Annotated in this window: 16 protein-coding genes; 8 read left to right on the top strand and 8 right to left on the bottom strand. The window is 64.0% G+C overall.

The annotated features are described in order from the left end of the window. Window positions 1-4 precede the first annotated feature (4 nt). From E5222_RS04630 to E5222_RS04620, 3 genes are read left to right on the top strand one after another with little or no spacing between them, the layout of a single operon-like run. Window positions 5-1,297, top strand: coding sequence for a cation:proton antiporter (locus tag E5222_RS04630; protein WP_136692520.1), 1,293 nt, complete (start codon window positions 5-7; stop codon window positions 1,295-1,297). After that, window positions 1,294-1,623: a hypothetical protein gene (locus E5222_RS04625; RefSeq protein ID WP_246021541.1), complete on the top strand. Its 330-nt coding sequence runs from the start codon at window positions 1,294-1,296 to the stop codon at window positions 1,621-1,623. Before E5222_RS04630 ends, E5222_RS04625 begins: the two co-directional genes overlap by 4 nt. Then, window positions 1,623-2,429 (top strand): formate/nitrite transporter family protein, encoded by an 807-nt coding sequence (locus E5222_RS04620; RefSeq protein WP_136692519.1) that lies wholly within the window; start codon window positions 1,623-1,625, stop codon window positions 2,427-2,429. Before E5222_RS04625 ends, E5222_RS04620 begins: the two co-directional genes overlap by 1 nt. On the opposite strand, the gene E5222_RS04615 is transcribed toward E5222_RS04620, so the two are convergent. After that, entirely contained in the window at window positions 2,426-4,684 is a 2,259-nt protein-coding gene (locus E5222_RS04615; RefSeq protein WP_136692518.1) for a TonB-dependent receptor, read from the bottom strand. The genes E5222_RS04620 and E5222_RS04615 overlap by 4 nt on opposite strands. A 182-nt stretch (window positions 4,685-4,866) precedes the next feature. On the opposite strand from E5222_RS04615, the gene purC reads away from it, so the two are divergent. Together purC and E5222_RS04605 are read left to right on the top strand one after the other, a co-directional pair. Beyond that, window positions 4,867-5,673, top strand: coding sequence for a phosphoribosylaminoimidazolesuccinocarboxamide synthase (gene purC / locus E5222_RS04610; RefSeq protein ID WP_136692517.1), 807 nt, complete (start codon window positions 4,867-4,869; stop codon window positions 5,671-5,673). A gap of 53 nt (window positions 5,674-5,726) precedes the next feature. Next, on the top strand, window positions 5,727-8,603 hold the full coding sequence (locus E5222_RS04605; RefSeq protein ID WP_136692516.1) for a M16 family metallopeptidase: 2,877 nt from the start codon (window positions 5,727-5,729) through the stop codon (window positions 8,601-8,603). Window positions 8,604-8,606: 3 nt separating this feature from the next. On the opposite strand, the gene E5222_RS04600 is transcribed toward E5222_RS04605, so the two are convergent. Beyond that, complete coding sequence (locus E5222_RS04600) at window positions 8,607-9,794, bottom strand: PepSY-associated TM helix domain-containing protein (RefSeq protein ID WP_136692515.1); 1,188 nt, start codon at window positions 9,792-9,794, stop codon at window positions 8,607-8,609. A 191-nt stretch (window positions 9,795-9,985) separates the two neighbouring features. Here E5222_RS04600 and purS point away from each other — a divergent pair, with 191 nt between their 5' ends. Together purS and purQ are read left to right on the top strand one after the other, a co-directional pair. Further along, a complete protein-coding gene (gene purS / locus E5222_RS04595) occupies window positions 9,986-10,225 on the top strand; it encodes a phosphoribosylformylglycinamidine synthase subunit PurS (protein ID WP_136692514.1) in 240 nt (79 codons plus the stop codon). Continuing rightward, window positions 10,225-10,896 (top strand): phosphoribosylformylglycinamidine synthase subunit PurQ, encoded by a 672-nt coding sequence (gene purQ / locus E5222_RS04590; RefSeq protein ID WP_136692513.1) that lies wholly within the window; start codon window positions 10,225-10,227, stop codon window positions 10,894-10,896. Before purS ends, purQ begins: the two co-directional genes overlap by 1 nt. 351 nt (window positions 10,897-11,247) lie before the next feature. Here the strand turns inward: purQ and E5222_RS04585 are convergent, their stop codons facing one another. Next, window positions 11,248-13,602 (bottom strand): putative bifunctional diguanylate cyclase/phosphodiesterase, encoded by a 2,355-nt coding sequence (locus tag E5222_RS04585; RefSeq protein WP_342773163.1) that lies wholly within the window; start codon window positions 13,600-13,602, stop codon window positions 11,248-11,250. A gap of 90 nt (window positions 13,603-13,692) precedes the next feature. Here E5222_RS04585 and E5222_RS04580 point away from each other — a divergent pair, with 90 nt between their 5' ends. Then, entirely contained in the window at window positions 13,693-14,010 is a 318-nt protein-coding gene (locus E5222_RS04580; RefSeq protein ID WP_136692512.1) for a hypothetical protein, read from the top strand. Window positions 14,011-14,084: 74 nt separating this feature from the next. Here the strand turns inward: E5222_RS04580 and E5222_RS04575 are convergent, their stop codons facing one another. The 5 genes from E5222_RS04575 to E5222_RS04555 all read right to left on the bottom strand — a co-directional run bounded on the left by E5222_RS04575 (window position 14,085) and on the right by E5222_RS04555 (window position 24,031). Further along, on the bottom strand, window positions 14,085-16,121 hold the full coding sequence (locus E5222_RS04575; protein WP_136692511.1) for a glycoside hydrolase family 97 protein: 2,037 nt from the start codon (window positions 16,119-16,121) through the stop codon (window positions 14,085-14,087). After that, window positions 16,118-17,713, bottom strand: a complete 1,596-nt coding sequence (locus E5222_RS04570; protein WP_136692510.1) for an alpha-amylase family glycosyl hydrolase — start codon at window positions 17,711-17,713, stop codon at window positions 16,118-16,120. Before E5222_RS04570 ends, E5222_RS04575 begins: the two co-directional genes overlap by 4 nt. Next, window positions 17,710-19,548 carry an alpha-amylase family glycosyl hydrolase gene (locus tag E5222_RS04565; protein ID WP_246021540.1) on the bottom strand — a complete coding sequence of 613 codons (1,839 nt, stop codon included), beginning with the start codon at window positions 19,546-19,548 and terminating at the stop codon, window positions 17,710-17,712. Before E5222_RS04565 ends, E5222_RS04570 begins: the two co-directional genes overlap by 4 nt. Continuing rightward, on the bottom strand, window positions 19,545-21,059 hold the full coding sequence (locus E5222_RS04560) for a tryptophan halogenase family protein (RefSeq protein ID WP_136692509.1): 1,515 nt from the start codon (window positions 21,057-21,059) through the stop codon (window positions 19,545-19,547). The genes E5222_RS04565 and E5222_RS04560 overlap by 4 nt, the downstream gene beginning before the upstream one ends. Window positions 21,060-21,178: 119 nt before the next feature. Next, on the bottom strand, window positions 21,179-24,031 hold the full coding sequence (locus tag E5222_RS04555; RefSeq protein ID WP_136692508.1) for a TonB-dependent receptor: 2,853 nt from the start codon (window positions 24,029-24,031) through the stop codon (window positions 21,179-21,181). Window positions 24,032-24,166: the final 135 nt, after the last annotated feature.

Genomic DNA, 24,166 nt, shown 5'->3' with positions numbered 1-24,166 from the left:
CCCCATGCACGGAGAAACTGGCGGCCTGACCCCGTTCGACCTTGCGGCCATGCTGGTGGTCGCTTCCGCCCTGTTGGGCTGGTTCAACCATCATTTCATCAAGCTGCCGCATGTCATCGGCCTTACCGTGATGGGCGCGGTGGCGGCGGTGGCGCTGTTGCTCGCCAATGCCTTCATCCCCGGCGTGACGATGGACGACACGGTCGCCCGGCTGCTGGAGGAGATGAACTTCACCGACACGCTGCTCGACGGCATGCTCAGCTTCCTGCTGTTTGCAGGCGCGCTGCATGTCGATCTCGACCGGCTGCGCGCGGACTGGGTGCCGGTGCTGCTGCTCTCCACCGTCGGCGTGATCATTTCCACGCTGGTGGTGGGCCTCGCCATGTGGGGCGTGGGCACGCTGCTGGCGCTTCCCATCGGCACAATCTGGTATTTCGTCTTCGGCGCGCTGATCGCGCCCACCGATCCCGTCTCCGTCCTCGGCGTGCTGAAGGAGGAGAAGGTGGAGGAGAGCCTGCAGGCGACCGTCGCGGGCGAGAGCTTGTTCAATGACGGCGTTGGCATCGTCGTCTTCGTGATCCTGCTGGGCGCGGCGGTAACAGGGCAGGATTTCAGCCTGGCCGAGGGCGCGCGGCTGTTCGTGATGGAAGCGGGCGGCGGCATCCTGATCGGCCTGATCTTCGGCTATATGGGATATCGCGCGATGCGGTCGATGGACGAATATGCGCTGGAAGTGACGATCACGCTGGCGGTGGTCATGGGCGGCTATGCGCTGTGCAGCTGGCTGCATATCTCCGGCCCGCTGGCGATGGCGGTGGCGGGCCTCCTGATCGGCAATCACGGCATGACCTATGCGATGAGCGACGTGACGCGCGATTACACGATCAAGTTCTGGGAAGTGGTGGACGAACTGCTCAACTCCGTCCTCTTCCTGCTGATCGGGCTGGAGATGATCGTGCTGGTGCCCGGCCTCAGCCACCTCTGGCTGGCGCTGCTGGCAATCCCGATCACTTTGGGCGCAAGGGCGATCGCGGTGACGCTGTCCACCAAGGTCGTCCCTGCTGCGAAGCCCAAGGCGGAAGGCGCCTGGGGCGTGCTATGGTGGGGCGGATTGCGCGGCGGTATCTCCATCGCGCTCGCCCTCTCCCTCCCCGCCGGCGAGACGCGCGACCTGCTCGTCGCCGCCACCTTCGCCGCCGTGCTGTTCAGCGTGCTGGTGCAAAGGGCGACGCTGGGGCGGTTTATCGAGCGTGGGCCGGTGCCGCATGGCGATGGCGCGCCGGAGAGTTTGGGGTGAGCGCTCCTGCCAACAAAGACGCACAGGCTGACGCCGATAACTATCGTAGGTTGCGCGAAGCGCGCGATCCTGAAGACGGCATGCAGTGGATCCTGTTTGTGAAGGAAACGCGCTTGCGTAACGGCTGCTCGATCGAAGAAGCCCACCAGATCGCTCACCGCGATCTTCAATGGCGTAGATGGGTCCAGCGAAGGATCAATGTCGACCCGCAATGCCGAAAGATGGCTCTTCGTCACATCCGGGATACCGGAGATGGCGCACTGATCGTCAAGGATGGAAATAGACTCAGGGTGAAAGAGCCACGCGATGGAGGTGAATCTCTCTAATGCCCGAAACGCCCCACCCGCTCGACGTTGTCGCCCCGGCGCAGATTGCGCGGCTGGTGGAGGAGGTGGGCTTGCGCAAGGTCGCCCTGCCCTTCTGGCCGCTGCTGACGCTGGGCGTGCTGGCGGGGGCCTTCATTGCCTTTGGCGGGATGTTCTACACCGTCACCGTGACGGGCAGCGAACTGGGGCTCGGGCCCACGCGATTGTTGGGCGGCATGGCCTTCTCGCTCGGCCTCGTTCTGGTGATCGTCGGGGGAGCGGAGCTGTTCACCGGCAACAGCCTGATCGTGCTGGCGCTGGCCGATGGCAAGGTGACGCTGGCGCAGCTGCTGCGGAACTGGGGGATCGTCTATCTCGGCAATCTGATCGGCAGCCTGGGAACGGCGGCACTGGTGCACTTCTCCGGCACGCTGGGACTGGGCGATGGCGCGGTGGGCGCGACTGCCGTGGCGATTGCCGAGGGCAAGCTGTCGCTCTCCGTCACCGAGGCCTTTGCCCGCGCGATATTGTGCAATGTGCTGGTGTGCCTGGCGGTATGGATGTGCTTTGCCGCGCACAGCGTTTCGGGAAAGGTGCTGGTGATCCTCTTCCCCATCACCGCCTTCGTCGCGCTCGGCTTCGAGCACTCCATCGCCAATATGTACCTGATCCCGGTGGGCATGCTGCATGCAGGCGAGTTCGCCCTCGCCCCGGCATTGCAGAACCTTGCCGTGGTGACGGCGGGCAATGTCGTGGGCGGCGGCGTGCTCGTCGCGCTGGTGTACTGGCTGGTCTATCTCAGGCCCGGGAAGACCGGCGGCAGCTAGAACTCGTAGCCCAGCTCCACGCCCAGCACCCGGCCCTTGTTGATGGGGGAGAAGGTGCCGGCATTGGGCGCGGGATCGAAGGGCGCATCGTCACCGTCGGAGAATGGGCCGCCCGCGAAGGGCAGGCCCGCATCGGCACCGAACTGCACCTCATCCAGCAAGTTGCGCGCAAACACCGTCAGCGTCACGCCGCATTCGGTGCATCCGACCGACAGCGAGGCGTCGAGCATGTCGGAGGCGTAATTGAAGCCCCAATTGTTGTCCGTATAGGCGTAGCGCGAGCGGTGCTGATAGAAGATGTTCGCGGTCAGCACCTTCGTGTCGGACAGCGCCACGTCGTAGCTCGCGCTGCCGCCATAGGTCCAGCGCGGCGCGCGCGGCAGCTCGAGCGCGAGGTCCGCCGCGTCGATCACATTGTCGCCCGACAGGTCCTGGTAAATGCGCGTGTAATCGGCATCGGTGAAACCGAGATTGGCGGTGAGCGATAAACCGTCGGCAGGCTCAACCGCCGCTTCCAGCTCCAGCCCTTTGATGCGCGCATCGGCGGTGTTGTAGATCGACTGGGCGAGGCCTGCGGTAATGCTCGGCAGAACCACTTCGCGCTGGATATTGTCGACTTCCATCCAGAACAGTGCGCCCTGCAGGAAGACGAGGCCGTCGGGCGACTGCCACTTGGCGCCCAGTTCGAAACTGTCCACCAACTCGCGATCGAAGGCGGGCGAGCCGAGCATCATCGAGACTTCCTCGAATGCGTCAGGCTGGGTGATGCGGAAGTTGTAGCCGCCAGAACGGTGCCCGCGCGACCAGCCCAGATAGATGTTGGCATCTTCGGACGCGCGCAAAGTCGCGACGAGGCGCGGCGAGAAATTCTCCCAGCTGCGCTCATCCGAAAAGCCGTTATTTTCGCCCGGCACACGCTCGCCGGTGAAGGGACAGGTACCCGCGATCACCGAACATGCAGGCCGGGTGCGGACATAGGTGATGTCGGCCGCCTTTTCCTCGCGCGACCAGCGCAGGCCGGCCTTGAGCGAGAGGATCTCGCTGACGTCGAAATCGACCTGTCCGAACAGGCCGTAGACGTCATGGTCCTGCCGCCCGCCGCCAAATTGCGGCGCGGCGCCGAAGAAGCTGAGGTCGCGCTGCTCGTCATAGCCGATCTGCTGGTGGAACAGGTAACCGCCCGCCACCAGGCGCAAGGGACCGGTCTCGACCGCGTAGGACAGCTCGTTCGACCACTGCTCCTGCTCGGTCACCGTGTCCGACTGGAAGATCGGCGTGGGCGAGGAATCGATGTCGTTGCGCGTTGCCTGGCGATAATCGCGCCAGCCGAAGATATTGGTCAGCTTGCCCGCGCCAAGGTCGAGCTCCGCCCGCAGCGATCCGAACAGGTTCTCGCTATCGTTGAAGCCGCGCTGGTTGACGGAGATTTCGAACGTGTCGCGCGCGAACAACCCGTTATTATGCGTTGCCGCACCGTCGCCCGTGCTCTCCATCCATTCGAGCTTGCCGGTAATCTCCAGCGGGCCCTTGTCGTATTTCAGCCCGCCGCGCAGCACGGTGGTGTTGGCGGCACCATAGGATTCGCCGTCGAACTGGTTGGTGAAATAGCCGTTGTCGTCGCTCTTCAGCGCCGCAACGCGGAAGGACAGGCCATCGGTGATCGGACCGGAAATCGCGCCGCGCGCGGTCAGCATGCCGGTGCCACGGCCACTATCGACCGGGCCTTCATAACCGATCCGGGCGAAGCCTTCCCAATGCTCGGTGGGATCGGCGGTCTGCACCATCACCGCGCCGCCAGTGGTGTTCTGCCCGAAGGAGGTGCCCTGCGGTCCGCGCAAGATGTCAATCTGCGCGAGGTCCACCGTGTCGAACACGCTGCCGGCATTGAGGCCCATATAGACGCCGTCGACGAACAGGCCGACCGCCGGGTCGATCGAGGGGATCGAGCTGTTCACGCCCAGCCCGCGAATGGCGAAGTTGGATACGCCCTTGAACGTCCCCACCGTTTCCAGCTGAACATTCGGCGCGGCATAGGACAGCGAGGTAAGGTCGCGGAACTGGCGGGCTTCCAGCGCCTCGGCATCGACGGCCGTCACTGCGCCGGGGAATTCGAGCACGGAGGAGGCGGCATCGATCGTCGCCTCGATCACGATCACATCGTCGGATGCTTCGCCTGCGCTCTCCTGCGCCATTACCGGTAGCGACACCAGCATCGCCACGGCGGATATACCGCTGCGCAAAACCTGCCTGTTCATGGACGACCCCTCATTCTTCTCTGCGCGCCGCTTAGCCGCGTTACGCGGTCACTGCAATTGCCAGCCTCACCGCTTGGGTGTATAGGCCGCGCGCAAGTGCCCCGGCCCTTGCGAAGCGAAGCGCTTCGTCCGCCGGGGCCTTGTCGTTTATACGCCGAAGCGCATTGAAGAAGGTCACGCCCATGTCCCGCCGCCGCCAGATCTACGAAGGCAAGGCCAAGATCCTGTACGAAGGCCCCGAGCCGGGCACGATCATCCAGTATTTCAAGGATGACGCCACCGCTTTCAACGCGGCCAAGAAGGGCACGATCAACGGCAAGGGCGTGATCAACAACCGCATCAGCGAGCATGTGTTCACGCGCCTGTCGCATATCGGCATCCCCACCCACTTCATCCGCCGGTTGAACATGCGCGAGCAGTTGGTTCGCCAGTGCGAGATCATCCCGCTCGAAGTGGTGGTGCGCAATGTCGCCGCCGGTTCCATCGCCAAGAAGCTGGGGCTGGAAGAAGGCGAGGCGCTGCCGCACACGCTGATCGAATATTACCTCAAGTCGGACGAGCTGAACGATCCGATGGTGGCCGAAGAGCATATCGCCTGCTTCAACTGGGCGAGCCATGAGGAGATGCATGACATCGCCGCCATGGCGATCCGCATCAATGATTTCATGTCCGGCATGTTCGCCGCGATCGATATCCGCCTAGTCGATTTCAAGCTCGAATTCGGCCGCATCTACGATGGCGATTTCAGCCGCGTGATCCTGGCCGACGAGATCAGCCCGGACAATTGCCGCCTGTGGGATTTCAACACGGGCGAAAAGCTCGACAAGGACCGCTTCCGCCGCGACATGGGCGGTGAGGAAGAGGCATACCAGGAAGTCGCGCGCCGCCTCGGCCTGCTGCAGGGGGACGATAACGGCCCGGGTGAGGTGCTGGACATGAACGCCCACCGCTCGCGCCTGCGCTCGCCGCCTGCCAAGCCGAAGAAATAGGCCGCAGTAACAGGACATTGCAGGTTCAGCATTTCTGCCCCATCTAGCTGGGCATGAAATTCCGTGCCCTCACCGCGCTCCTGTGCGCAGCCGCCCTTCCGCTTGCCGCCTACGCACAAGCTCCCGAGTACCAGACCACGGATGCGGCCGTTTCCGTACCCGCCGCTGCTGCGGACGATCCCTGGCCCTTTGCCGCCAGCGACCTGCCGGTGGACCCGGACTATCGCGTGGGCGTGCTCGATAACGGGCTGCGCTATGTGATCCGCCCCAACGGCACGCCTGCGGGCCAGGGCATGGTCTATCTATGGGTCAATGCCGGGTCGCTGGGTGAGGAGCCCGACCAGGCCGGCTATGCCCATATGGTCGAGCACATGGCCTTCAACGGCACCACCAATGTTCCCGAAGGCGAGATGATCCGCCTGCTCGAACGCGAAGGGCTGGCTTTCGGCGCGGACACCAACGCCTCCACCACATTTGACCGCACGACCTATACGCTCGACCTGCCGCGCAATGACGAGGGGCTGCTCGACACCGCGCTGATGCTGATGCGCGAGACGGCGAGCGAGATCCTGTTCGAGCCCGAAGCCGTCGCGCGCGAGATCGGCGTGATCCATTCCGAACAGCGTGTGCGCGACACCTTCCAGCTGCGCAACCTGCTCGCCCGCCTCGAATTCCTCTACCCCGGATCGCAATTCGCGCAGAACTGGGTCGGCGGCACCGAAGAGACCATCGCCAATGCAACCTCGCAGCGGCTTCGCGACTATTACGAACGCTGGTACCGGCCCGACAATGCCGCGGTGATCGTGGTCGGCGAATTCGATCCCGACCAGGTGGAAGCCGCGATCCGCCAGCATTTCGCCAGCTGGGAAGCGCCGGCAGTGGAAGCGCCCGCCAGCGCCGGGCCGATCCCCTATGAACGGCAGGGAGATACCGAGGTCTATCTCGACCCCGCCCTGTCCGCCGAAATCCTCATCACCCGTCACGGCCCCTATATCGACCGTCCCGACACGGTCGAATCGCGCCGCGAGCGCGTGCTGCGCCAGATCGGCTACGGCATCATCAACCGCCGCCTCACCCGCCTTGCGCGCGAGGACAATCCGCCCTTCCGCAGCGCGGGCATGGTGACGGAGGAGAATTTCGAAATCGTCCGTTCAACCTCGCTGGTGGTGCAGGCGGCCGAGGGTGAATGGGAACGCGGCCTCGCCGCCGCACAGGAGGAATATCGCCGCGCGATGCTGTATGGCTTCAGCGAAGGCGAAGTGGCGGAGCAGGTCGCCAATCTACGCGCTGCGATCGAGAGCAATGCGGCTGGCGAGAACACCCGCAACAATCGCGATTTCATGACCGGCGCGCTGACCCTGCTGCAAGATGGGCAGGTCCCGACCACGCCTGCCAGCGCGCTCGAGCGCTTCGAAGCGCTTGAGCCCACGATCAACCCCGAAACGGTGCTTGCCGCGCTCAAGGAAGATGTCGTCCCGCTCGATAATCCGCTGATCCGCTATGCCGGGCGCGAGGCTCCCGAAGGCGGCGCAGAGGCTTTGCGCGCCGCGTGGGATGAAGGCATGGCGCTGGTGCTGCAGCCGCGCGAGGAAGCCGCACTCGGCGAGTTTGCCTATACCGACTTCGGCACACCCGGAACGGTAGTGAGCGACGCGGTGGAGCCGCTGCTCGGCATCCGCCAGATCACCTTTGCGAACGGTGTGAAGCTGAACTTGAAGCGCACCGACCTCGAAGAGGATCGCGTCTCGGTGCAGCTCAATATCGATGGCGGGCAGATGCTCGACACGCGCGAAGCACCGCTGGCCACCGCTATGACCAGTTCACTGCTGGTGGGCGGCTTGGGTGAGCACTCGCTGGATGAGCTGCAATCTGTGCTCGCCGGGGCGCAGGTCGGCCTCAATATCGATGCGGATGAGGAGACGTTCCGCTTCCGCTCCACCACCACTCCGCGAGATCTCGACACGCAGTTGCAACTCTTCGCCGCGATGATCGCCGATCCCGGCTATCGCCCGCAAGGTGAAGAGCAATATCAACGTAATGTCAGCAACTTCTTTGCCCGACTTAACGCGACGCCTGATGCAGCCCTGGGCAATGAACTGGGGTCGATCCTGTCGGACAATGACCCGCGGTTTTCGTTGCAGCCGGAGGAGGCCTATCTCCAGCTCAGCTTTGCCGGATTGCGCGATGCAATTGCCGAGCGCTGGCAAAACGGCGCGATCGAGCTGGCGCTGGTCGGCGATTTCGACGAGCAGGCCGCAATCGACCTGGTCGCCGCCACACTGGGCGCCCTGCCCCCGCGCGAAGCGGATTTCGGCGCATGGGCGGATAATCGCGACCGCCGCTTCACCGATAGCCGTTATCCGCGCATTCTCTATCACCAGGGCGAGGACAACCAGGCGCTGTTGCACATGATGTGGCCCACCCGCGATGGCGAGGATCTGCGCGAGACGCTGGAGCTGGAACTGCTGCAGGCGGTCGCCCGCTCCCTGCTGCTCGACACTTTGCGCGAGGAGCTGGGGCAGACCTATTCGCCTTCCGCCAGTGCGCAGCAATCGCGCGTCTATCCCGGCTATGGCACCTTCGCGATCAGCGCCTCCCTGACCCCCGACGATGTCCCTGCCGCGCGCGACGCGATGTTGCAGGTGATCGATAGCCTGCGCAGCGCTCCGGTGGACGAGGACACGCTGCAACGCGCCCGCGCGCCGCAGCTGGAAGCCTATGACAATCTGCTGAAGACCAATGGCGGCTGGATGGGCCTTGTCGACCGCGCGCAGACGCAGGCGGACCGGCTGGAGCGTTATACCGAAGGCCGCGCGGTGCTGGAGGCTCTGACACCCGAGGACGTACAGGAAATGGCGCTGCGCTATCTCGATCCGGCGGAGCGGCTGGAGATCACCGTGCTGCCCGATCCGGGCGAGGCGGCTGACTAAGGGTCAGGCGCGGCGCTTCTTGTCCAGCTCGCGCTTGCCCCAGACATAGATCCCGCTGATCGCAAGGAAGGTCAGCGCGATACCGCTGAGGAAGACGAGCAACTCCCACACGATGCCGCCAATGGTGGCGTAATGCGCCTGCCGCATCCATGTCGACACCGCGATGGCGCGGGTGGGCGCGGGCGGCGGACCGGCACGCGCGGGGCTTTCCTCGACCGAAACGGGACCGCCATTGAGCGGCACGCTGGCGGTGGCTTCCATGCCCTCGCCGACAAGGTTCACGGTCCACGCGGCGCTCTCGACCGTCGGCGCGCTGATCGCGGTGGGCCTGCCGTCATAGGCTGCACTGGCGGAAGCGAGCGCGGCCATCCAGGCCTCATCCTCTGCCTCCAGCACCTCACCCTGCGGGCCGCCGCCGCGCCGCGGGCGCTCGGGCTGCTCCACGCCCGGCTCCACCAGCATGGCGAAGAAGCCGGGGAAGGAAATCCACGCGCCGGTGATCGCTTCCACGACCAGCACGATGGACAGGACGAAGCCCGACTGGCGATGGATGTTGAGCATCTTCCCGTCGCGCTTCTGCCACTTCAGAGCGGCCCAAACGCGCTTCATGCCCGGCCAGAAGACATAGATGCCGGTCACCGCCGAAATGGTCAGGAACAGGCCCATAATGCCTACGATCTGGCGGCCGATGCCGGGGATCAGGAACAGGCCGTGGATGAAGTGCATGTACCACATGAAGCCGCCCGAACTGTCGGTATTGTCGATCACCTCGGCACTGTCGGGATCGACATAGGCCTGGCGGCTCATCCCACCGGGAGCACCAATGCCGAAGGGCGGATCGGCATAGCCTCCAGTGGAAGCAACGATCGGCTCGCCCACCTCGCCCATCTGGATGCGGACGATGGGCCCGTAATCGGCCAGCGCCTCGCGCGCCTTGGCGATATGGTCTTCACTGATGGCAGCCGGATCGGCGGTGGCGGCGACCTCGCGCTGCGGGTTGAGCAGCGCCTCGGTCTCCTCCGGCCAGACTTGTGCAGAGCCGGTCACGCCCAGCACCGCCATCGGGATCAGCAGGATAATGCCCAGCCAGCGATGCACCGCCAGCCACAGCTGCCGCCGCTTCGCCTGCTTGGAGAGATAGGGCTTGGCCGTCATCGCCGCGCCGTCATTACCGCTGGTTACCTGGTCCATCGCATCCTCGAATCACTCGAATATGCTGGGTTAATGAGAGGGATTCGCAGCAACAAGCCCTGAATTGTAACAACTCCACCCACAACGGCCATTTGGCGGGGGCTTGTTCGGGTGCTTGCCCTTGCAGCACGGGGCCTCCATCGCCATAGGCACTCGTGAACCGACTCCATAGATATGCGAAGGTCCGCCCCATGAAAGTCCGCATCCATGTCAGCCTCAAGCCCGGCGTGCTCGACCCGCAGGGCCGCGCAGTCCACCATGCTCTTGAAGGCCTCGGCTTTTCCGGCGTCGAGGATGTGCGCATCGGCCGCCTGATCGAACTGGACGTGGCCGACAGCACCACGGACGAGGCGCTGGACGACATGTGCCGCAAGCTGCTCGCCAACATGGTGATCGAGAACTACCGGATCGAGAAGCTGGAGACAGCCTGATGAAAGCCGCGGTCATCACCTTCCCCGGCTCGAACTGCGACCGCGACATGGCAGTGGCGATCGAGCAGATTTCGGGCAAGGCGCCGCTGCGCGTATGGCATGGCGATGCGGCCCTGCCCGACGGGCTCGGCTTCATCGCCCTGCCCGGCGGCTTTTCCTATGGCGATTACCTGCGCTCCGGCGCGATGGCCGCGAACAGCCCGATCATGAAGAGCGTGGTAGAGGCGGCCGGCAAGGGCGTGCCCGTGTTGGGCGTGTGCAATGGCTTCCAGGTGCTGACCGAAAGCGGCCTGCTGCCCGGCGCGCTGATGCGCAATGCGGGCCAGACCTTCATCTGCCGCACCGTCGCGCTGAGGGTGGAGAATAGCCAGTCGCTCTTCACCAGCCGCTACGAAAAAGGGCAGGTGATCCACATTCCCGTGGCGCATCACGACGGTAATTACTTCGCCGACGAAGCTACGCTGGACCGGCTGGAAGGCGATGGCCGCGTGGCCTTCCGCTATGCCGAAGCCTGCAACGGCTCGCGCCGCGACATCGCCGGCATACTCAATGCGGGCGGCAATGTGCTCGGCATGATGCCCCACCCCGAACGCGCGATCGAGAGCGACCATGGCGGCAGTGATGGCCGCGCGCTGTTCGAGAGCGTGTTTGAAAATCTTTCGGTAGCGTAGCTTGTTTCATGCGCCCGCATCCGCGGGCGCGTCCTCGGTGAATTTTGTTCGGCCTCAAGCGCCGGCGGGGCCATCCGGCCCCTTGGCTATCCTCGCCTGAATCCCTCCGTTCCGCTTCACTCCACTACGGGGCGGCGCAGTTTATCCTGAGCGGCTGCTGCAAGCAGCCAGCCGAAGGGGGCGCGCGTTCGCGCTTGCGGGCCTGCGGCCCGTTACAGAGCTTATCTGGCAGGTCCGAGCGGTTCTTGGTCACGGCAGTAAAAGGCCGACTGGCCGCCCGCAGGTGCCCCGCAGCGTAGCGGAGGGAACAGCACCGAGGACGAAGGCGCGGATGCGCCTTCGCAAAACCAATCACGCAGCAGCGTTGCGCCGCTTCACCACCAGGCTGCGCGCTTCGATGGCGGGCATCGGGCGGCCGAAATAGTAGCCCTGGATCTTGGTGCAGCCGAGGTCGCGGACCATCTGGGCCTGCTTCTCGTCCTCCACGCCCTCAGCGGTCGTGGACATCTCCAGGCTCTGCGCCATGGCGACAACGGCATTGATGATGGCGAGGCTCTCGCGATTGTCCTGCGCGGCGCCCTGCACGAAGCTGCGGTCCACCTTGATGGTCGAGAAGCGCAAAGTACGCAGGTAGCCGAGCGAGGAATAGCCGGTGCCGAAATCGTCAAGCGCGATGGAGCAGCCGAGATCCATGATCTCCTCCAGCGTCTGGCGCGCATGGCGCCCGTCGCGCAGGAACACGCTTTCGGTAACTTCCACTTCCAGGCGATGCGCGGCGAGGCCCGTATCGGCCAGCGCGCGCACAACGGTCTGGGCGAAGTTCGGTTCCAGCAGTTGCTCGCCCGATACGTTCACCGCCACGCGGATATCCTCGGGCCAAGTGGCGGCATGGCGGCAGGCCTCGCGCAGCACCCAGTCGCCGATCGGCACGATCAGGCGCGTATCCTCGGCCAGCGGGATGAACTTGCCCGGGCTGACGAAGCCATGCTCCTTGCTGTTCCAGCGCAGCAGCGCCTCGAAGCTGACGACGTTTTCCGCCTTGGCATTCACCACCGGCTGGAAATGCACTTCCAGCTCCTCGCGCGAAATGGCGTGACGCAGCGAGGCTTCCAGCTTCAGCCGCTCCTCCGCATCCGCATGCAGCGAAGGTTCGAAATAATGATGTTCGCCACCGCCCTCGTCCTTGGCGCGATAGAGCGCGAGGTCGGCATTGCGCATCAGCGTCTCGACATTCAGGCCGTCGCGCGGACCGATGGCGGAACCGACGCTGGCACCGATATAAAGCGTGTGGTGGTCGACCGTGTAGGGCGCGGAGAGCGAGGCGATGATATTGTCCGCCACCTTGCCGGCATAGGCCGGGTTCGGCACGTCGCGGATAACCACGGCGAATTCGTCACCACCCAGGCGGCCGACCTGTTCATTGTCGCTGATGACCTGCTTCAGCCGCAGAGAGACCTGCGCCAGCAGCTTGTCGCCTACGTGGTGGCCCAGAGAATCGTTCACCGCCTTGAAACGGTCGAGATCGATCATCAGGAAGGCACAGCGCGTCTTCCATTGCGCGGCATAGCGCAGGGCTTCGTTCAGCCCCTCGGTCAGCATCAGGCGGTTGGGCAGCCCCGTCAGCGTGTCGTAGCGGGCAAGGTAGGCGATCTTTTCGGAGGATTCGCGCTGTTCGGTGACGTCCGAACCCACGCCGCGGAAACCGCCATGGCCGCCTTTCTCATTGGCGATCGGCGTGCCGGAAAGCTCCCACCAGCGGCGCCCCGTGGACAGCTCCACCTGCACCACCAGGTTGGCGAAGCTTTCGCGCCGCTTCAGCCGGTCGGCCAGCTCGTGGAGCGAAGGCGGCAAATTGCCGCTCTTCCAGCCCTCGTCGCCGCATAGCAATTCGACGAAGCGCTTGCCTTCCACGCTCTTGGCATCGCAGCCGAGCGCATAGGCGAAGCGCGGGCTGGCAGCCTTGATGCGGCGGTGCTGGTCGACCTGCCACAGCCAGTCGGCCTCGTTCTCCTCGAACTCGCGCAGGAGGAGCGAGACCACCTCGTCCTTTTCCGCCACGCCCGCTTCGGCGACGCGTGCGGTCAGGAAGGTGCGCGCAGAGGAAATCGCCCCGCTGATGATGATGCCGCAGAAAAGGACCGAAGCGAGCGCGAAGACATAGCTGCCCTCGAGCACAAAGATATAGATCCCCGCGGCACCGCAAACACCGGCGAAGATGATCGAGGTGATCGGGGCCTGCGATGTCTTGAGCGCAGAGCCGGCCACCAGCATCGCCACTGCCGTCCACAGTGCGTATTTGTCAGCCGGTGAAGCGGTCGGCGCAAAACCCAGCAGCGGCAATGTCCACACCGTCGCAAGCGCCAGCACGGCCACGGCATGACGGAAATAGTCGGCCTTGGTCATCAAGCGATGGTCGACGCCCTCCAGCGAGGCTTCCACCCGCGTGATATGCGCCACGGCGATGGCCAGCGTGCCCATCCAGCCGCCCAGCAGCAGGATCGGCAGGTCGCCCAGGAAGAGGCCGAGCGTGATCAGCGCGGCCAGCATGTGGCCGATGATGCGGGTAGAGGTATTGGCGTAGAGATCGCGATATTGCAGAGAGCGCAAGCGTGCCCAATCGCCCTCGCCGGGTTCGGCAAGACCGATCACCTGCATAGCGTTCAACCGCAAGGGCAGGCTGGGCAGTCCGGAGTAGTTCTCACTCACACGACCGTATTAGGCTGAAAAGCGTTGATTTCGGGTAAAGCAAAAACGCTGTTCCGACACTGGGCGAAACGTTCTTGCAATCAGGGCGATTTGCGCGACCGAATCGCTACGTTCCGCCTGTCACGGCAATATCATGCGAAAGGCACCCAGCTTGAAGGCATCGAAGCGGTAGCCGTAGCTGGGCCGAAAGGGAAAATTCTCGCTCGGGTGCGGTGCCTTGCCTTCGTCGGCCAGCCTTGCAGCAAGGAACCGGTCATCAGGCAGCACAGGCTTATCGAAACCTCGGCGATGCCGAGAAGATCGGACATGGCCCTCAGCTACGGCGTAGAGCCTTCACCCACACCGAAAATGCCGATTGCCGGGCTTTCGACGACGGTGGCCTTGCCGCCGCGCCCAGCCCAGCGGTGATGAAGCAGGCAAGCGGTTGTCCGCCCCCGCGCCGCCGCCGCCAGGAACGACGATGCGCGGAGGCGCTGGATAGCTCACTCGCCAGCAGGTGCCAGCTCGATGGCGAAGCCACCCGCGCGTGCCATGTGCAAGGTGAGGGTGTCGGTAGAAGTCACCGTGTAGCTGCGCACGTCCAACGCGTGGCGATCCTCTCCCAGGCCGTCTGCCGTTTCACCGTCTTCCCAGATGGTGGCGACATAGGCGGTGCCAGGGTCGAGAAAGTCCAGCGCCACGGTGGCATCGCGTGCCTCGGCATCGGTCACGCCGCCGATATACCAGCCTTGCGAATTGCGATCCCGCCGCGCGATCACCGCATATTCGCCCACGGCGCCGTCGAGCAGGCGGCTCTCGCTCCAGTCAGCAGGCACGCGTTGCACCCAGTCGAGCGCCTCGGGGTAGGCAGCGATATTCTCGGGCAGGTCGGCCACCATCTGGATCGGTGAGTAGATCGCCACGTAGAAGGCCAGCTGGCGCGCCAGCGTGGAGGGAATGTCAGGCGCCTCGGCCCCGCGGCCACGCAGCGAGAAAACGCCGGGCGTATAGTCCATCGGCCCCGAAAGCAGGCGGGTGAAGATCATCTCGGGCACATGGTCCGGCCCGTTCTTGGGCACGCCCCATGCGTCGTATTCGGCCCCGCGCGCGCCTTCGCGACTGACCCAGTTGGGATAGGTGCGGCGCAGGCCCGTATCCTTCACCGGCTCATGCGGATTGACTGCGATGTGGTGATCGGCAGCAATCCGGACCACGCGCAGGTGGTGTTGCACAGCCTCCTGCCCATCATGCCAGACGAAGACTTCGCCGCCCTCGCCATCCGGCGCGATCACGCCGCCGGCATCGGCGACATAGCCGGTCTTCACCGCATCGATGCCAAGGCTTTCGTAGAAGGCCATCGCCTCTTCGAGCTGGCGCTCATAGACACCGATATTGCCGCCGGTTTCGTGGTGGCCGATGATCCGCACGCCGCGCTCGGCGGCATAGGCAGCGACGGCCTCGATATCGAAATCGGGGTAGGACTGGGTGAAGCTGAAGTCGCGCCCATTGCCGAACCATGTGCCGTCCCAGCCGACATTCCAGCCTTCGATCAGCACGCCGCGAAAGCCGTGCTCGGCAGCGAAGTCGATATAGCGCATGGCATTCGCGGTGGTCGCGCCGTGACGGTCCCCGCTGTTCCAGCTGCTCTCGTCGAGGTGCATTTCCCACCAGATGCCGATATATTTGTGTGGCTTGAACCAGCTGACGTCGCCCAGCGCATTGGGCTCGTTCAGATTGAGGATCATCGCGCTTTCGAACAGGCCTGCCGGGCCGTCAGCGATCTGGATCGTGCGCCACGGCGTGTGGAACGCGCCTTCACGCACCACTTTCGGCCCGCGCGGACTGGGCGCAAGCTGCGCGCGGAAATTCGTGCCTTCCATGCGGCGCAGCCACATGCCCGAATAATCGACCAGAGCCGCCTCGTGGAAGGAGACATGCGTGCCGTTTTCCAGCACCATGGTCACTGGCGTGTGCACGGTGGACAGCGCGCTGATCGGGGTGCGCTCATAGAGGTATTCGTAGCGGTTCCAGTCGCCTGCCTGGATCGACCAGGCCTCGCCATCGCCGGCAATGCGGAATTCGGTCAACTCCTCGGCAATGTTGGCCACCGGCATGCTCGCCTGCTCGGGGAATTCCATGCGGAAACCCAAGCCATCGTCGAACACGCGCATGCGCACGGTCATTTCGCGCGCAGCCTCGTCCTGCTGGCGGAAGGTGACGGCCAGCTCATTGTGGTTGTCACGGACGAAGCGCCGTTCGCCCCATGGCTGTTCCCATGTAGCGTCGACGCTGTCGGTGGTCTCCGCGATCACTTCGAAACCGCGCCGCATCGGGTCGGCATCGGTGAAATTGAACCCGATGGTCGAACGTGCGATCACGGGTTCGCCATTGAAGCTGACTTCGTAGACGGGAATGCCTTCGCCATCGGCCTCCAGCGTGGCGACGATGCGGCCATCGGGCGAGGAGACCGTGCCTGCCAGCGCGGCCGTGGGCCATGCCACCAGCGTGGAGGCTGCGATAAGGGATCGGACGATATTCATGCCTGCACCACCAATGCTGCATAAGGGGGAAGTAACTTTGCGCTCGCGCCGTTGACCTTGGCGAGTACCGCGCCATCGGCTTCACCGGGCTCAAGTGCGATCGGATCGGCGCCGAGATTGACGAAAGCGCGCACGCATTCGCCCTCGCTACGGCGGCCCAGCACCAGCAGCGTTCCGCGTACTTCGCAGCGCGAAACTGCACCGTGATGCAGTGCCGGATGCGCCTTGCGTAGCGCCAGCATGGCGCGGGCGTGGTTCAGCAAGGATGCTTCGTCCGCCTCCTGCACCGCCACGGCACGGGCGCGGTTTTCCTCGCCCATCGGCAGCCACGGCGTTTCGCTGCCAAAGCCGCCGCAGCCACGCGTGTCCCACGGCATCGGCGTGCGCGCACCATCGCGGCTGAGCGTGAGCGGCCAGTTGGCGATGGCTTCGGGATCGTGCAGCTGGTCGAAGGGGATATCGACCTGCGTCAGGCCCAGCTCCTCGCCCTGGTAGAGGATGATGTTGCCCCGCAGGACAGCAAGCAGCAGCATCTTCATCCGCGCGAAGGCATCGCGGTTGCCGTTGTCGATCCAGCGCGACAGGGCGCGCGGCGCGTCGTGGTTCTCGAAAGCCCAGCTGGGCCAGCCGAGGCCTTCCTCATCCGGCCAGTTCGCCAGCGCCTTGCACACCAGTTCGCCGGTCAGCTTGTCGGCGTAGAGGAAATCGAAGCCATAGGCCGAGTTGAGATGGCTCTCTCCCGCCGTGAACGCCTTCATCTCCTTGTCGGCATCGTCCCCGCCCACCTCGGCGACGGTGAATATGCCGTCGAACTCGTCGGTCAGGGCGCGGATCCGCTCGATGAAAAGCGGGATATCCGCATGCGACTGGTTATGGAGCTTGAGCTGGAAATCGAACGGGCGCGTGCGCTGTTTGCCGTTATGGGGCGCGGGCGGATTGTCGCGCAGTTGCGGGTCGTGCATCGCGAAGTTGAGCGCATCGATGCGGAACCCGTCGACCCCGCGATCGAGCCAGAAACGCATCACGTCGAGCACTGCATCCTGCACCTCCCGGTTGTGCAGATTGAGCTGCGGCTGAGATGAGAGGAAATTGTGCAGGTAGAACTGCCCGCGCCTTGCATCCCAGGTCCAGGCAGGGCCGCCGAATACGGACTGCCAGTTGGACGGTGGTGAGCCATCGGGCTTGGCATCGGCCCACACGTACCAGTCCGCCTTGGCACCGTCGCGGCTGAACCGGCTTTCGGCAAACCAGGCGTGCTCATCGGACGTGTGCGAATAGACCTGGTCGATCAGGACTTTCAGGCCCAGTTCGTGCGCGCGTGTCACCAGCACGTCGAAATCAGCCAGCTCGCCGAAAATCGGATCGACGTCGCGATAGTCCGAAACGTCGTAACCGAAATCCTTCATCGGGCTGGTGAAGAACGGGCTGATCCAGATGGCATCGACACCAAGGGAAGCGACATGGTCCAGCCGGGAGGTGATGCCAGGCAGGTCGCCAATGCCATCGCCGTTCGAATCCATGAAGCTGCGCGGATAGATCTGGTAGATCGATGCGCCTTTCCACCAGGGCATGGGAGTTTCGGAAGTGCTCATTCGGCAACCTCGCTCACCCGGCAGAGCGCCCAGCCGAACGCAGGCAGCGTGAAGGCTGCACTGCCCGGTGCGGAAACGATGGCGGGACATTCGCCCGCCAGTGTCTCGAACGCGCGGGCATTGTAATTGACCCACATATTGACCGAGCGCTCCTCGTCGCTGGTGTTGAACACGGCGAGATATTCGGTCCCGTCGTCGGGATCGAAACGGGCTGCTGCGAAAATGCCTGCCTCCTGTTCATAGTGGCGCACCTGCTGAGGGCCGCGCGCGAGTGCCGGATGTGCACGGCGCAAGGCGGAGAACTCCGCGATCAGGCGATAGAGAGGGTGGGCGATGTCGAAATTGCTGTCCGCCGTGGTCGCATCGGTGCCGATCAGTACGTTGTCGTTGTATTCCGCCGTCAGACTGGGGAACATGTCCTCGCGCGCACGCTGGTCGTTGCCATCGCCAACGAAGCCCTGCTCGTCACCATAATAGATGGTGGGAGAGCCGCGCAGGCTGAGCATCATGGCGTGGCCCAGCATCACCCGCTGTAGGAGCTCGTCCTGCGAGATACCGGGAATGTCATCGCGGATCAGGGTGGAGAAGCGGCCCATGTCATGATTGCCGAGGAAGGTCGGCAGCGTGCGGGCAGTCTCCTCGCCATCCTCATACAATACGTCGCCATCGAACATTTGCGCCAGCACGACCGTGCCCTGATTGCGCCCCAGAAGCTCGCGCATGGCGGCCTGGAAGGCGAAGTCGAGTACGGCAGGCAGGCCGTCGCGGCGCGTGTATTCGGCGATATAGCCGTTCTCGGGCACGTCCTTGTACACTTCGCCGAACATGTGGAAGTTGGGGATGCCGGCCCCGGCCGCGCATTCCCGCATGGCGGGTACGAATTCCTGCCAGAAGCCGGGATCGACGTGACGCGCGGTATCGATGCGGAAGCCGTCGACACGGGTTTCGGTGATCCAGTCGCAGAAGATTTCCTGCATGCCGGCGCGCACGCGCGGATGTTCGGTAAACAGGTCATCAAGCCCGGAAAAATCCCCGAAACGACTGTCTTCGCCGGTGAAGCTGCTGTTGCCGCGATGGTGGTAGTAGATCGGATCGTTCAGCCAGACGGGCACTTTCACGTCGCGCTCCGCCTCGGGCACTTCGGGAATATAGGCGTAGTTCGGATCGACCAGCCGGGCGAAATTTTCCTCGCTCGAATCCTCATGGCCGGTGAAGCCGGGGTTGATCGGCTCTCCATCCACGCCGCCGCGCGTGGAATAGGGATAGTCGCCCAGGCTGCGATATTCGAAATTGCTCTCGTCACCATCGGCATAGGTAATCACGTCAGCCGTGTGGTTGGTGATGATGTCCATGTAGACCTTCATCCCGCGCGCATGCGCGGCATCCACGAAGGCGACAAATTCCTCGCGCGTGCCGAAATGGCTGTCAGGCCGGGTGAAATCGGTGACCCAGTAGCCGTGATACCCCGCGCTTTCATCTCCTGGCGGGCCCTGCACCGGCTTGTTCTGGAAAATCGGCGCGAACCAGATCGCGGTGATGCCCATTCCTTCGAGGTAGTCGAGGCGGCTGGTAAGACCGGCCAGGTCGCCGCCATGAAAGAAGCCGCGCGCTGCGGGGTCGAAGCCGGTTTGCAGGCGGTCGCCGGCAAATTCCCCGGTGTCGTTCGAAGGATCGCCGTTTTCGAAGCGATCCGGCAGCACGAAATAGATGATCTCCTCGCTCGGCAAGCGGTCGAGATAGGCTGCGCCATCGCTTTCGTCGGGCGCGGTGGTGCAACCAGCCATGGTCAGAGCGGCGAGCCCGACCGCGAGTTTCAGGGCGGATCGGATCGTCATGCAGTAACCTTTTCGTTTGTCTTACCAGTCACGAAGCCTTGCAGAAAATCGAGATGGCGCGGCATCGGCTTCACCTGTTCGACAAGCGACGCCTCTGTTTCGTCCAGCAGCGCGCGCAGTTCCGCCTCGGGCAGAGTGTCGGCCATTGGATTGTAACCACGCGCCTCGACGCCCTGTCCGGCGAAAACCTGGAACCAGGCGATTTCGGTAAACAGTTCCTCGTGCTCGCGGTGGATGAAGCCGCCCGCGCGCCATTGCTCCATCCTTGCGGTGAGCGTTGCGGGTAGTTCCATGCTGCGGACATGGTCCCAGAAGGGCCGCCCTTCCCGCTCGTTGGCGGTGTAGTGCAGCACCAGGAAATCGCGGATGCACTCCCATTCGAAGCTGCTCTGGGCGTTGAACCAGTCCACCGTTGCAGGCTCGCCCCGGCCTCGCGGCAGGACTGCCAGGAAGCGGCTGATCGCACTCTGGATCATGTGGATCGATGTCGATTCCATCGGCTCCATGAACCCGGCGGCCAGGCCTATCGCGAGGCAGTTGTTCTTCCAGTGCACGCAGCGCTTTCCGGTGGTGAAACGGATCGGGCGCGGTTCGGCCTGTGGCGCGCCATCGAGATTGGCGAGCAAGGTCTCGGCGGCTTCGTCATCCGACAGGAAATCGCTGCAATAGACGAGGCCATTGCCGATGCGGTGCTGCAAGGGGATGCGCCACTGCCAACCGGCCTTGCGGGCGATGGCCCTGGTATAGGGGGTGAAGTCCCCGCCACCTTCGCACGGAACGGCCATGGCGCGGTCGCAGGGGAGGAAATTGCTCCAGTCGTCGAAACCCGCACCCAGCGCGCCTTCGATCAGCAGCGCGCGAAAGCCCGTGCAGTCGATGAAGAAGCTGCCCTCGACCCGCTCGCCACCTTCCAGCTCCAGTGCGGCAATATCGCCGCTTTCGCCGTGCCGGGCGACCTTGGCGATCCTGCCTTCAACGCGCGTTACCCCGCGCGCTTCGGCGAAGCGGCGCAGATAGGCGGCATAAAGGCCCGCATCGAAGTGATAGGCATAGGGCATCTCGCGGCCCGCAGCTGTCTTGCCGCGGTACATACGCATGGTGCGCGCGGCCAGCTCGTTCAGGGAATAGCGTTGCAGCGGCTTGGCAAAGCCCGCGTGTTGCGCGCGCAGCCAGTAGTGCTGGAAAGGCAGCAAGCCCAGAGGGCGGCCCACGTCGCCAAAGGCGTGCATGTAGCTCTCGCCCTCGCGCCGCCAGCCGTCGAACTCGATCCCCAGCTTGAAGCTGCCGCGCGTCTCGCGCAGGAATTCGGCCTCGTCGAGACCCAGGGCTGAATTGAAAAGGTGGATCTGCGGGATCGTTGCCTCGCCCACGCCCACGGTGCCGATGGCTTCGCTTTCAACGAGCGTGACCGACGTGCCCGGGGGCGCGAAGCGGGAAAGCGCGGCGGCGGTCATCCATCCGGCCGTGCCGCCGCCGGCAATCACGAAGTCGTTTACTGCTGTGTCCGTCATTGCCAGTTGCCCCCAACGCCTGACCAGGCAAGTTTGCAATCTATCGAGGCGCTATCGGAACAGTGAACCGGCGGGGAGCATAGGGGAGGAGGAGCATCTCCCCGCCGGCCTGTTACCAATCAGAAGCGATAAGACGCCCCGATCAGGTAAGTGCGACCATAGGATTCGTAGTCGATGATCTGTGCTTCATCGTCGTTCTGGAACGAGACGAAGGGTTCGTCCGTCAGGTTCAGCGCCTGCAGCGTGATCGACAGGCCATCGAGCGAGCCACTTTCAAAGCGATAACCGATCTGGGCATCGAAGATCGATTCCGGATAGGTCTCGCGGAAGGTGCGGCTAGCCGAGATACCGATGAATTCGGCAAGGAATTCGGTCCGGTAACGATGGCTGATGCGCGCCTCGAAGCCGCCGGTCTCATAGAAGGCAGTGGTGTTGACCACCCATTCCGACAGACCCGGAACATCGGTTTCGAATGAGGGTCCCTGCTGCGGATGGATCGTCAGCTCGCTGTCGGTGTAGGACACGCTGCTCTGCAGGCCGAAACCTTCCAGCGCCTCGGAGAACATACCGAACGGCAGCGCCATGCTCGCTTCGATACCGAAGATGTGGCCGTCGGCTCCATTGTCCGGACCGCTCACGAAGCCGAGGTTCTGCGTGCCGCTCGCGTTGTAGGCGTCCAGCTGGGATCCGGTCAGCGAAGACACGAGATAGGAGAAATCGCGCACCACGGAGGCGCTCGGGTTCACGAAATCGTCGAGCCACTTGTAGTAGGTAGCGAGTGCGAAATAGCCTTGGCCGCCAGCGAAATAGTGCTCGACCGAAAGGTCCACACTATCCGCGATATAGGGGCGGAGCTGCGGGTTGCCGCCACTGCCGCTGAAGATTGAATCGAGCGCACCCTGGGGCTGGTTCGCGACGCTGGCGCTATACGAAGCGTTGAGCTGGTCCATGCGCGGACGGGCCAGAGTGCGAGCCGCGCCCAGGCGAAGCATGGTGTCCGGACCGACTTCGAAGCTCAGCGTCGCGCTGGGCAGCACGTCAAGATATTCGTCGCTCTGGAAAACCGGCGTCCGCGTGGCACCGATACCGCCCGGCGATTCGAAGCCGTCGGAAGACTGGTCGGTCTGCACGAACTGGACGCCGATATTGCCAGTCATCGGCAGGTCCCCGAGCATGGCGTCGAGATCGACACGCACATAGCCGGTCAGCACCTGCTCGTTGACGGTCCAGTCACCCGGGAAGGGCAGGCTGGAACTCTGCACGTCGGTGAGCGCATAGGTGCCATCGTTCAGCAGCGCGAAGGGATCGTAGGCGACCTGCGGGCCGAAGCCGATGAAGCTCAGCGACGCGGTGGGATCGAGCAATGCCGACGTGGGGATCGGCGCACTGGTTACCGCTCCCTGGTCGGCATAGACCGAAGGGCCACCCGCCAGGCTGATGAAGTTCTGCGTGATGTCGCGCGACTTGGTGCGATCGTCGAAGGCCGCGCCGAACACGACCTGGTCGACGAAGGAGATGCGATCGACCGGAAGGGCGATCTCGCCGCGGATCGTCCACAGTTCGTCCTCGGTCTCGGTGTCGTTGATGAAACCGGCCTGCACAATGCCGCCAGCACCCCAGCCACGCGGATCGGTCAGCTGGACCAGGTCGGTGTCGGAATAATCGATCTGGTTGCTGAACTGGAACGGAAAGCCGCCCGAGCTGAGCATGGCAACGACAGTGTCCGAAGGCGAAGCCGGATCAGCCGCATAGCTGAGGCCCGAATAGCTCTCGATCTGCTGCAACCTGCGGTCCGAGCGCGAATAGGCGACGTCGAGCATCAGGATCGCGTCGTCGCTGTCGTACTGGGTGTTCCAGCCGATCGCGAAGGTCTCGGTATCCTTGCGGTCATAGTCATTGCGCACGACCGGACGTACACCGGCAAAGGTTGTGCTGTCGGCAATGCCGTCCGCATCGCTGATGTCGGTAATGGTGGTGGTGGCACCCCAGCCCGGATTCAGCGGGAATTCGATGCCGCGCTGCGGGATACGCTCGCGATAATCGGCGTAGAACACGTCGATCGAGCTGTTCCATTCCGGCGACGGCTCCCATTCCAGCGTGCCAAACACGCCGAGGCGATCAAGATCGACAGAACGGGCGAAGGGCTTCATGCCGCCCAGCACCAGCGCGCCCTGCGAACCGTCGGGCGCGTTGCCACCATCGACATCGCCCTGGCCAAGTTCGGGATAACCCCATGCGTTGAACCGTTCGACCTGGCTCGGGCTCGACTGATAAGCCACGCCCAGCGCGACACCCAGCGTATCGTCAGCGAACTGGTCGACATAGGTGCCGGTGGCGCGGTAGCCCCAACCCTTGATATCGGGGTTGAGCGACCCGTCTTCGTTGAACTCCAGGCGACCGCTGACCGAGATCACGGTCTCGTTCTGGTCCAGCGGACGGATCGTGCGCAGGTCGACCGTACCGGCCAGACCCTGACCGATCAGGCCGGCATAAGGCGTCTTGTAGACGACACCGCTATTGATGAGTTCGGATGGGTACTGGTCGTATTCAACCGCGCGGTTGTCGCCCGAGGAAACGATCTGGCGACCGTTCAGCAGCGAGGTCGAATAGTCCGGGCCAAGGCCGCGGATCGAGAGGCTCTGCGCACGGCCGTCGACACGCTGCACGGCAAGGCCGGGCAAGCGGCCAAGCGTTTCGGCGATGGAGACGTCGGGCAGCTTGCCGATATCTTCCGCCGAGAAGGCTTCGACGATTGCCGTGCTCTGGCGCTTCTCGCCAATGGCCGACTCCAGCGCCTGGCGATAGCCGGAGACGATGATGACGCTGCCGGCATCCAAGCCGTCGTCTGCGACGGTGGCCTCGTCCTGCTGCTCGCCTGCATCCTGTGCGAAGGCGACGCCCGGCAAGGCCAGGGCGGCAATGGCAAATGCGGTGGTGCTGGCACCGGCGCGAAGGGTGTTGCGGATATTCATCTAGTCCCCCGGGACAATTGGGGCCGGTGGGATCCTTCGTCCCTTCCCGACATTCCTGCTCCAAACTCGCGGGTCTAAAGGCTCGCAGCCTTGCCTCGCTTGCCGTTTACTTACCGGGCGGAATGCACCTGGCGA

This window comes from Alteraurantiacibacter aquimixticola (genome assembly GCF_004965515.1).
GTDB classification, from domain to species: Bacteria; Pseudomonadota; Alphaproteobacteria; order Sphingomonadales; family Sphingomonadaceae; genus Alteraurantiacibacter; species Alteraurantiacibacter aquimixticola.
Note: the sequence above shows the minus strand (reverse complement) of the source record. Positions and strands in the feature narration are given on the sequence as shown.